Source organism: Acinetobacter sp. 1125_18A (assembly GCF_052824985.1).
The window spans coordinates 29,031-40,534 of the sequence record NZ_VTDG01000023.1; the positions used below are offsets into that span (position 1 = coordinate 29,031).

5 protein-coding genes and 2 pseudogenes are annotated in these 11,504 nt (G+C 32.9%); 4 read left to right on the forward strand and 3 right to left on the reverse strand.

Going from position 1 to position 11,504, the window contains the following annotated elements; translation table 11 throughout:
- Window positions 1–75: 75 nt before the first annotated feature.
- Window positions 76–435 carry a hypothetical protein gene (locus FY049_RS21365; protein WP_262780852.1) on the reverse strand — a complete coding sequence of 120 codons (360 nt, stop codon included), beginning with the start codon at window positions 433–435 and terminating at the stop codon, window positions 76–78.
- Between the two features lie 450 nt (window positions 436–885).
- Window positions 886–1,457, reverse strand: a pseudogene (locus FY049_RS21370) (recombinase family protein).
- 706 nt (window positions 1,458–2,163) lie between these two features.
- On the opposite strand from FY049_RS21370, the gene FY049_RS21375 reads away from it, so the two are divergent.
- The 4 genes and pseudogenes from FY049_RS21375 to FY049_RS21390 all read left to right on the forward strand — a co-directional run bounded on the left by FY049_RS21375 (window position 2,164) and on the right by FY049_RS21390 (window position 7,200).
- Complete coding sequence (locus FY049_RS21375) at window positions 2,164–3,822, forward strand: poly alpha-glucosyltransferase (protein WP_446084341.1); 1,659 nt, start codon at window positions 2,164–2,166, stop codon at window positions 3,820–3,822.
- Window positions 3,823–3,824: 2 nt separating this feature from the next.
- Window positions 3,825–4,595 carry a CatB-related O-acetyltransferase gene (locus tag FY049_RS21380; protein WP_446084342.1) on the forward strand — a complete coding sequence of 257 codons (771 nt, stop codon included), beginning with the start codon at window positions 3,825–3,827 and terminating at the stop codon, window positions 4,593–4,595.
- 26 nt (window positions 4,596–4,621) lie between these two features.
- Window positions 4,622–6,166, forward strand: a pseudogene (locus FY049_RS21385) (glycosyltransferase).
- Window positions 6,163–7,200 (forward strand): peptidase MA family protein, encoded by a 1,038-nt coding sequence (locus FY049_RS21390; protein ID WP_446084343.1) that lies wholly within the window; start codon window positions 6,163–6,165, stop codon window positions 7,198–7,200. The pseudogene FY049_RS21385 and the gene FY049_RS21390 overlap by 4 nt, the downstream one beginning before the upstream one ends.
- 499 nt (window positions 7,201–7,699) lie before the next feature.
- Here the strand turns inward: FY049_RS21390 and FY049_RS21395 are convergent.
- Window positions 7,700–11,504 (reverse strand): ABSDF2314 family large adhesin (locus tag FY049_RS21395; protein WP_446084344.1); only part of this gene is annotated, 3,805 nt, incomplete at its 5' end.

Sequence of the window (11,504 nt, forward strand, 5' to 3'; positions counted from 1 at the left end):
TGATCGCGCAGGCATAGCAAAAATCACAGAAACAGGAAGAGCTGTACTGAGCTAAAATAAGTCCAAATCTATACATTAGTTTTCGTGAGGATCACCTAAGTGATTTAAGTAAATATCATCTAAAAGCACAAAGTACTGAACATGATCACTATCTTCAAGCAAACAGACGAAACGCCACTGCTCCTTTTCACTCTTATAAATTTTTCCCATAATTTCTGTTGAAATATATTGTTTTCCAAGCTTTCGATCAAAACGATTGATAATAATACTGTTCTTTTTAAAATGGGTTATATCCAAAATTTTAGCATTTTCCCCATTCTGTTTAATTCCAAAATCAAAGCATTTCTTGACCGCATCATCGTTATAATCATTTGCATAAGCCAACCCACTACACAATAGTAGCGCAACAATTACATAAATATATTTTAATTCCATCTCGCATCATCTCGATAATTAAGACAGTCATTGTTAAGCTAAAGTTTGAATTATTCTAAATAAGAGAACATCCATATACTGTTTTTTGATTTGTCAGCATCAATTTTTTAACTTAGATTTTTTATAAATCATGTATCCATAAGAAACCACGATTAATTTAAGTGTATTTTAAAAATCTATTTAAACCATAATATTACACATTTCACTTGTAGCATATGAATGCTTACTCAATTAATTCAAAATAAAAATATCATAAAAATTCACGTGATTTATATAACTAAATTTAATAAAAACTGTTGATCTTTACTATTTTTAAATATCTTTAATCAGAATTCATAATATATTAAAACGAATACAAATATTTTAAAATTATCGAATAACGAGCTTAATTTTTTAAAAAACATAAACTTAATTAGCCCGTCATTTTTCAACAGGGTATAATTAACACAATTATTTTTTTGCTGCTTTATCTAAAATCCTTTGTATAACTGTACGTGTAACTGAAAACCGCTTAGCTAAGGAATAAACACTCTCCCCCTCTTAAACAATTCAAGTACTTGTTTTTTTTGATCATTTGTTAAAATCTCTGGCCTTCCAACTTTTTTAACAATTTTATTTTGTTTTTCATTATTAAAATTAAATAATTTTTCGAATTCAAAACATAACTTTAAGAAATGAAGAAAAAAAATTTTCATGTCCCCATTGATCTCACTTTTTGAATAATCCAAACAAATTAGTCTAATTTTTTTCTGGTAAATTTTATCAGTTATAGATAGTATTTCTTCAAAATTACTACCCAAACAATCTATACTTTTTATTACTAGCAAGTCATCATCCTCCAAAGAGTAATTTATTAAATTCAATAATTTATCTCTAAAAAATATGGATTTATTGACAGAAACCTCTTCAAAAACCAATCTATTTTTTTGGATCTTATAACCAAATTCGTTAAAAAATGAAAGAAATTTACCTGATTCAAACTCTACATTGGGTTCAATTCTAACATAGGCATACGTACGCATATTAATACACCAAAAAGTAACAAAAATAAACGCAATAAAACTAGCATATATATTTTTTAAAAAACATGATATAAATCACACTATTCTATTAAATAATGTATAAAACTTATCAGTAGATTTTCAAACTTTATTAGAAAAAAAGTGAATATAACAAAATGAAATTATCTAAGAATTTATAAAAATTATCACATAAGTCAATAATATTATTAATTTATTTCCAACCTTAATGAAAAATTAATAAATTAATAAAGTTGAAAAATGCTTTCATCAAGTGCCTAGAAAGTGACATATTAAATACATGAATTAAATTTAATGTTTTTTTAAAACATATAAATAAAACAAAAGAGACATCTTTACATTTACCCAAAAACACCCTTCAAATACTTTAAATCTAAAACGATAAATTCTAGAGCAATTAAAACATCAAAAAACCCAACTAACAATCTCATTAAAATTTATTAATTTAAAATATTAAAACTATGCTTATAATCATATATATGTTCAAAACATACCAAATTAAAATCAATCACAACAATAAAAAAACATAGACTTAAAAAATAAAACACTGATTTAAATAAATTTTAAAACTATAAAAAATATAAAAATTTTATAATTTTCAACATATTGAAAAAACAAAAAAAGCATATAATATTTGTTTATATTTCACAAAATCATCAAATTTAAAAAAATTTACATAGGATTAAAAATGAACACACCTATAAATTATTTAACCCTAATTAATTTAAATGAACAAATTAAAGAATGGCTATTATTTGAATCCACAAAAGACAATAGTAAAAAAAAATTATTAATTTCATACGGAAGAAAAAATAAAAGATGTAAAGTGCACACTCTAACTGATGAAAATACAAACAAACTCATACAAAAGGCAACTAATTTTATTGAGAAAAAATTCCTAAAAGAAAAAGACTTGATTTCATATTTAAAAATAGATTTTGTAAAAAACATAGAAAGAAAAAACTGGTTAGATGTTTATAAAGAAATACAAAATCAAAAACATAATAATCATTATCGGAAAGGAATAAGTTTCGACAACAATTTCAATATATGCTTCTTAGAACAAGAAATTTATGGAAACTCTATAATTAGTAGCAAACTCTATAATGAACCAAACTTCATTGATGAAAAAAATTTAAATAATGCTATTAAAGAAAAGTATCCTAATATCAAAAATAAAATTTACTTAGATAAAATTAAAACGGTATGGATATTTGATACTGTAAGTGTTTTTTATGACCATGGTGAAATAATTCATCTACAATCTGGAAATTCTGAAAATGGTGTCAGACTTATTGAGGAAAATACAAAAGACCATATAAAAAAAATAATTGATCAAAATGCACTATTTTTACACAATCAAATTTTAGAAACTGGCCAATTTATCTATGGATATTTTCCAGCTTTCGACAATAAGATCAAAAGTTATAACACTGTCAGGCATTGTACTTCACTTTATGCGCTTCTCGAAACTTTTGAAATTAGAGAGAATCTAGAATATTGGCCTAAAATTCATTTGGCTATCCAATATTCTCTCGATAATTTTTATAAATTAACCGATGAAAATACAGCATATATGATTGATTCCACGTCATCTAATCCAGAGATTAAACTTGGAGCAAATGCTGCCGCAATTTTAATGTTAACCAAATATCAAGAAATTACTAATAATAATCAGTATCAAAAATATGCAGAAAAATTAGCAAATGGAATTTTAACAATGATTGATGAAAAAGGTGAAACTATTCATATATTAGAATACCCTACTTTAATCATTAAAGAAAAGTTTCGTATTATTTATTATGATGGTGAGACAGCATTAGCATTATTGCGACTATATCAAATAAATAAAAATGAAATACTTTTGAATACAGTGAAATTAAATTTTGAAAAATTCATTTCAAAATCATATAAAAAATATCACGACCATTGGTTAAGCTATTGTACAAATGAGTTAACAAAAATCTGTCCAGATGAAAAATATTATAAATTTGGTATAAGAAACTACTTAGATCACATGAAATTTATTAAGAATAGAAAAACAGCTTATGCGACACTTCTAGAAATGATGATGTCAGCATATAAAATGGTTGCTCGATTAAATAAACAAGAATACCAAGATTTATTTAATCTATCAAAATTTGAAGATTTAAAATCCCTTATTACTTTAAGAGTCGAATTTCAACGTACAGGATTTTTCTATCCAGAAGTAGCAATGTATATGAAAAAACCAGATCAAGTCTTAAATTCATTTTATGTCAGACATGATCGATTCCGAACACGTATTGATGATCAAGAGCATAATTTATCAGGATATATCGCTTATTATCTACATTTTGAGGGTTAATTATGAGTGACCATAACAGTTTTTTATCGAAGGAAGTTACTCAAATTGAATTTTCTAAAATTGAAAGAAAACTTCATGAGTTAAATATTAATATGTTTTTGCTTAAAAGGAATCCTCAAAAGATAATTAGCTTAAACAATAACCTTGAAATTGAAGGAAATAATAATTTTTATAATAATGTTTTAAGTTTATGTACAATTGGTTCATTTTCTTATTCTTCATCAAACTTAGGCTATGGAGTTTCCATTGGCCGTTACTCTAGCCTAGCTAGTAATATCAAAATCATGGGGGCGCATCATTTTACTGAATGGATATCTACCTCACCACATTTTTACTCAGAACACTACCATGATACTGATCCACTAACACTAACTCATCTTCAAAGAACCAAAAGAAATGTCAGCATAGGAAATGATGTATGGATTGGAGCAGATGTAGTTTTGAAAAGCAATATTACCATTGGTGATGGTGCAATTATCGCCTGTAATAGTGTGGTCACGAAAAATGTCCCACCTTACATGATTGTTGGAGGCAATCCAGCAAAAATCATTAGAGCAAGGTTTAACGATGATGTAATTCATAAATTAAGTGCTTTAAAATGGTGGAAATTTCATAAAAATGATTTAAGTGGGTTGATGTTTAATCATCCTCTTTCTTTCATTGACAAACTTGAAGAGCAAATTCAATCAAATAAAATAAAAGAATATAAACCTCTAATTTTTACAAAAAATGATTTATTAAAATCTATTCCCATTGAAAATTCATCCTATTAATCAAAAAACTACAGAAGATTTTATTTATGAAAAATCATTATTTCTTTTTATTTCCTAAAATTGATGAGAAAAAAAATGGTCTTGTTTTTGCACTATTAAAACGAGCAAAAATATTAAACGAAAAATTAGGTATTAATCCAATCATTATAACTACTGATTATGATCGTTCACTAGCGCAGAATTACTGGAACTTGATTTCCAGTAACCTTGCCCCACCCTCTATTGGTTATCTTAATTTATATGGAGATCTACAAGGAACCCCCTTACGACTTGCTGAAAAGAAATATCATAAAAATGATAAAAAGATGTTTAATGAAAATATATCAAACACACAGATTCCTGATACTTTTAATCAAAGATTTCATGACAAAAAAAATAAAAATTATCTTTATGAAATAAGACAATAGGACTCACTTACTTTACGTTATGTGAATACATTTCAAAAAGGTATAAAAAATGGGCGGCTTATTTATGATAGCTATGGTCATCTTAGTTGTATTCAAATTATAAGTTTAGAAACTCAAACAGTTATAACAGAAACATATTTTCATATTAAAGGCTATCCTGTAATTATTAAGAATTACCAATTAAATGAGAAAAAGAAGAATATTCTTTTAAACATTTTTTTATTAGATGAAAATAGTGTTATCACAGAAGTATTTGATCTAGAATCCCAACTTATTCAATACTGGTTTTTAAAATTATCACAAAATTATACAAATGATTTAATGAATATTCTTATTGATCGTGCCATTCATTTTTATGAACCGCTTAGACACATCAAACAAAAAAATATGCGTTTTATTGGAACAATCCATGCGACTCATTTAAATGGACCAGATATTTATCGAGCCAGTATTAATCGTCATTACCGTAGCTATTTTGAACATAGCGATGAACTAGATGCATTGGTGATTTTAACTGAACGCCAGAAAGAACATATTCAAAAACGTTTTGGTATGCATGGAAAATTATTCGTTATCCCACATATTTATGAGAAATCTATCAAGCATGTAGAGTTTACTGATCGTAATCCCCTATCCTGTTTAACCATAGCACGTTATGACAAAGCCAAGAACTTGGATAGCCTTATTCGAATATTTAAAGCGGTCATAAAGGAAATACCTAATGCTTACTTAAATATTTATGGTTTCGGCGGAGAACGAGTTTTTCTGCAAAATGAAATCGATAATTATCAGTTAAATGATCATATTAAATTAATGGGCTATAATGAAAATACAGATAGTTTATACGATCAAGCAAGTCTATTTCTTTTTTCAAGCCGTTCAGAAGGTTTTGGCATGGCGGTTTTAGAAGCATTATGTCATGGTTGTCCAGTCATTAGTTATAATATTGATTACGGTCCATCAGACATGATTCACGATAGTGAAAATGGATATCTTATTCCTTTTGAAGATGAGGCATTATTTGCTCAAAAAGTCATTGATTTACTTAAAGATCAGCAAAAACGCCAAAAATTTAGTGAAGCAGCATATGCCTGCACTCACCTAAAGGATCAAGAACAATTCGCTGGAAAATGGCAAGCACTTTTTCAGGCTATTCAATCATGAGCATATCTTCAAATAAAAGCTTAATCATATTATTTTCATCGTTATATTTTTCTATTTATGCCCATGCAAAAACAGATTGCCCTTCAAGTAGCCCTGCTGTAGTAGGCCAACTTAATCAAGTCTATTATGGCAATAAAAATCTCCGCATTTTTTATACCACTTCTGGGGAAAATGCTTTAATATTTCAATTGGATAAAAACAAAAATAGTATACCAGACTATATAGAGAATATTGCTATTCAAGCAAATACCATACGGCAAGCTTGGGCCTCTTTAGGCTACCAAGATCCACTTAATGCCCCACGATATAAAAATTCCGTAAAATATATTGATATACAAATACAAAAATTAAATGGGCTCGGCCTAGCTTATGATGAGCCACATCGACATAACAATAATCCATTAAAAGAGAATGCATGTGCTTTAGTTGTTCTAATTAGTAATAATATTCCAAATCTAACTACTGACTCTTCTATAGTTGCCCACGAACTATTTCATCTTTATACCTATGGATATACCATGTTTAAGCAACCTTGGCTTACAGAAAGCTTAGCGGCATGGTCAGAAGGAATGATTAGAAAAGGAAAAATTGGAGCTTATGGGGAGAGAAATTTACCTGAAAATATAGAGAATTTTGACAAACTTATATTGAAACGTACCTATAAAACCTCTCAATTATGGAGCCGTCTCACTACACTTATTGATACATCTAATGGGCAACTTGATTTGCCACTTATATTGCTACAGACAAAATATACAGATGGACAACTTGTTTTTCATGATCAATATCTAAAAGGTACGCTCTTTATGCGTACCTTTCTTGAGAATCTTGGTAATAGAGATCGACAAATTTCTAATCTAAATAATTGGCAGTTGTACTATTGGAAAGAAAGCGAGCAAAGATCTTCTCATTATGACCCGCAGATATTAGAAACTTTATTAAAAACTCTTGAAAACTCAGATAAAAAAAATTCTGAGAAAAAAGAATTTCAATCATTGCTAAGAAAAATAATTCACAATCAAAACCTTAATTAAAAACTTATTTCCACTAAGATTATTATTTAAATTAATGCTTTCCATAAATTAAGTTGACACATTATAAAATTAACTTTGGATAGTCTAATAAGAACCCTAGTAAAATAATGTAGAGCGATTTCAGATTAGTTTTTTAATTATCTGTCTTTGATCAATTAAAACCTAATCTAGAGAAATAATGGATTATCATGAACATGATAATTTAGGACTGTATTAACTGAACAGGCAAAGAGAATTCTAAAAAATGAACATTTACTTTATAAAGTGAAAGATCATAAAGAAGCTAGCCGAATGATTGCAGAATTTGTAGAAAATTACAATAAACGTAAACTATATACGTCCCTAGAATATAAAAATTTTGATGAAACTCATTAATTTTTGTATATAAAATAACGATCAATCTATTTCTGGGCAAGACAATACTTATCTTAAAAAAATAAAAAAGAGAAGGCACTTATGCCTTCTCCTCTATTTATAAACTTATATCAATAACATTCAATTAAAACAGCAATTGATTATTATTTAACAACTCATCCAGTGTTGTATCTGTATTTTTCAGCACAATGAGATCTGTTGAGTTATAGGCATTTCCAGTACCGTCACGGTCAATACTAATCACAGTATTACCCGAACCGTCAGAACTCACAGATACATAATTCGCAATATTGTCAGCATTAGCACCATCTAATAATGCACTAACATCAACTTTATCACCTTGTGCCAAATTGAAGTCAGTCCACTCATCCTTACCATTACCACCCGTTGAATCTGTGGCGTTCAGTAAGTTATAGACAACTGTATCCGCTCCTGCTCCAGTCGTAATAATGTCATGGCTAGCAGTACTTATGGCCTCACTACCAATATTCACAGTCAATGTTGCAGGTGTACTTTCATCCCCAGTCGCAGCAATCAGTTTATAGTTCAGTGTAGCGACATCACCAGAAGTCGCAGAACCATTTGCTGTGAACGTGTATGTTCCATTTGCTGAAACAACGAATGTACCATCCTCGACCGCAATTGTTTGACCATTCGCTTGTACATATGTACCAGGTGAGGTTTCTACAAATACTTTTGTACTTGCGCCACCTGTTACATCTACACCATTACCAGAATCATCTGTTAACAAGTTACCTGTAGCCGTTACTGTCGCACCATTATCAATAAATTGGTCATAATGTGTGAAAGTAGCATTTACTGTAGTGTTGACAGTAGTTGTATTCGTTCCAGCAATCAGAGGAATATTAGATTCTGTGCTACCAAACACAACACGCCATTGGCTAGTAGTATCTGATGCAGAAACCTGGTAAGAGCCGCTGATCAACACAGTACCGCCAGCATCACCTAAGATTGGTGATGAATGTACAACAGAAGCTGATGCTCCAGGTTGAGCTGTCCAAACACCATTCACAAGTTTTTGTACTTGATAACTGAAAGTATCACCATTAGCAGAGCTATTGAAGATACCACCTTGTGTAGTTACAGAGAAATTAATCGATGCAGCGGTATTTGCAGCGACATTAATTACATCACTCGTATCACTGCCAGCAACCGAAGTAGCAGCACCAAATAACGGTTTCGTACTACTTGCAGCCATACTACCCGTATCAACAGTTGTATTAGTTGATGGAACTAAAGTAATCGCAGCTGCTGCTGTATTATCAGTTGCCGTCAACTCTACTACACCATCTTGAGTTGGATCTTCAGGCCATGTGATATCAAGATCATTTGTATCAATGCGAATATTTAAAGTCGCTGTATCTTGATGCCCATCGCTGTCCTTAATGGTGTAAGTGAAGCTATCTACTTTACCTAGACTATTTGGAATGGTGAAATCACGAATGTATTCATAATTACCATTCTTATCAATAAACAGTTCACCATATTCACCTTGAATACGTGTAAATGCTTCATTGTTTTGTGGTAGAGCAGTTGTTACACCATCTTCATTTGCAACACTAATAACTGTTGCTGTTTGACCGGCATGAATCACATCAGCTACATCCGTTGGATTTTCAGGATTGTTTGCTGTAATCACATTACCTTTCGCAACGACATCACCATAATCACTCAACACTTCGTTAGTAACTGAGATACTAGCAATACCAATTCCAGTTACTTGTACACCTTCACCTGGAGTTAGTACAAGTGCATATTGTCCTTCAGGTAGATTATCAATAGATGCTCCTCCACCCATGACTCCACCAATGAATCCAATCATAATTCCAGCATTATCTATTTTGCTGTACGGTTCGTATCCACCAGTATTCTCGTTATAACGAAGAATATTAAGGTCATATGAACCAATACCGCCACCGAATAAAACACCGCCAAAAGATACATCAAACGATGCAATACCACCTTCAGGTACGGTAACTGTAATTGGTGTTTGACCTTTCAAGTCAATAATTGGACCAATCAATGATAATGATGGGAAGGTGACTAATGCACCACCAGGAATGTCAGGGTTAGTTACTACAGGTGTAATTTCACTTAGAACAGTTGCTACATCACTAATTGCATCTAAATACAATGGTGCTGTTGCTTCTGTTGGTTGTGATTCATTACCTGTAGCATCTGTTGCAGTCACATCCACTACTTCATTATTAGCAATGTCACCTGGATTCACTGGCACTGTATAGTTACCATTTTCATCGGCAACTGCTGTGCCTAATACGTTGCCGCCTTGGTCTTTAACTGTCACTGTCGAACCTGGTTCTGCCGTACCTGTTACAGTTGTACCTGCATCATTAAATTCAGCAGTTGGTGCATCAGGCGCTGTAGTATCATCAGCTGTTGCTTCAGTAGGTTCAGATTCATTGCCAGCAGCATCTGTTGCAGTCACATCTACCACTTCACCATTGGTTAATGGCGTGGTTAGATCCACTGTGTAGTTGCCATTTTCATCGGTAACGGCTGTACCCAATACATTGCCGCCTTGGTCTTTAACTGCCACTGTTGAACCTGGTTCTGCTGTACCTGTAACTTGTGTTCCTTCATTAACAACATCTGCAGTTGGTGCATTTGGTGCTGTAGTGTCATCAGCAGTTGCTTCAGTAGGTTCAGATTCATTGCCCGCAGCATCTGTTGCAGTCACGTCTACCACTTCACCATTGGTTAATGGTGTGGTTAGATCCACTGTGTAGTTGCCATTTTCATCGGTAACGGCTGTACCCAATACGTTGCCGCCTTGGTCTTTAACTGCCACTGTTGAACCTGGTTCTGCTGTACCTGTAACTTGCGTTCCATTATTAACAACATCTGCAGTTGGCGCATCTGGTGCTGTAGTGTCATCAGAGTCAGAATCGCTGTCAGAGTCAGAATCGCTGTCAGAGTCAGAATCGCTGTCAGAATCCGAGTCACTGTCAGAATCAGAATCGCTGTCAGAATCCGAGTCACTGTCAGAATCCGAGTCACTGTCAGAGTCCGAGTCACTGTCAGAGTCCGAGTCACTGTCAGAATCCGAGTCACTGTCAGAATCCGAGTCACTGTCAGAGTCAGAATCGCTGTCAGAGTCAGAATCGCTGTCAGAGTCAGAATCGCTGTCAGAGTCCGAGTCGCTGTCAGAATCCGAGTCACTGTCAGAATCCGAGTCACTGTCAGAGTCAGAATCGCTGTCAGAGTCAGAATCGCTGTCAGAGTCCGAGTCGCTGTCAGAGTCCGAGTCGCTGTCAGAGTCAGAATCGCTGTCAGAGTCAGAGTCGCTATCAGAATCCGAGTCACTGTCAGAGTCCGAGTCACTGTCAGAATCCGAGTCGCTGTCAGAGTCCGAATCGCTATCAGAGTCAGAATCACTGTCAGAGTCAGAATCGCTGTCAGAGTCAGAATCGCTGTCAGAATCTGAGTCACTGTCAGAGTCCGAGTCACTGTCAGAGTCCGAGTCACTGTCAGAATCCGAGTCACTGTCAGAGTCAGAATCGCTGTCAGAGTCCGAATCGCTGTCAGAGTCAGAATCGCTGTCAGAGTCAGAATCGCTGTCAGAGTCAGAATCGCTGTCAGAGTCAGAGTCGCTATCAGAATCCGAGTCACTGTCAGAGTCCGAGTCACTGTCAGAATCCGAGTCACTGTCAGAGTCAGAATCGCTGTCAGAATCCGAGTCACTGTCAGAGTCAGAATCGCTGTCAGAGTCCGAGTCACTGTCAGAGTCAGAATCACTGTCAGAGTCAGAATCACTGTCAGAGTCAGAATCACTGTCAGAGTCAGAATCACTGTCAGAGTCAGAATCACTGTCAGAGTCAGAATCACTGTCAGAGTCAGAATCGCTGTCAGAGTCAGAATCGCTGTCAGAGTCAGAATCGCTGTCAGAG

Coding starts and splice junctions, on each gene's coding strand:
- FY049_RS21365 (WP_262780852.1), bottom strand. CDS start 435: ATGGAATTAAAATATATTTATGTAATTGTTGCGCTACTATTGTGTAGT.
- FY049_RS21375 (WP_446084341.1), top strand. CDS start 2,164: ATGAACACACCTATAAATTATTTAACCCTAATTAATTTAAATGAACAA.
- FY049_RS21380 (WP_446084342.1), top strand. CDS start 3,825: ATGAGTGACCATAACAGTTTTTTATCGAAGGAAGTTACTCAAATTGAA.
- FY049_RS21390 (WP_446084343.1), top strand. CDS start 6,163: ATGAGCATATCTTCAAATAAAAGCTTAATCATATTATTTTCATCGTTA.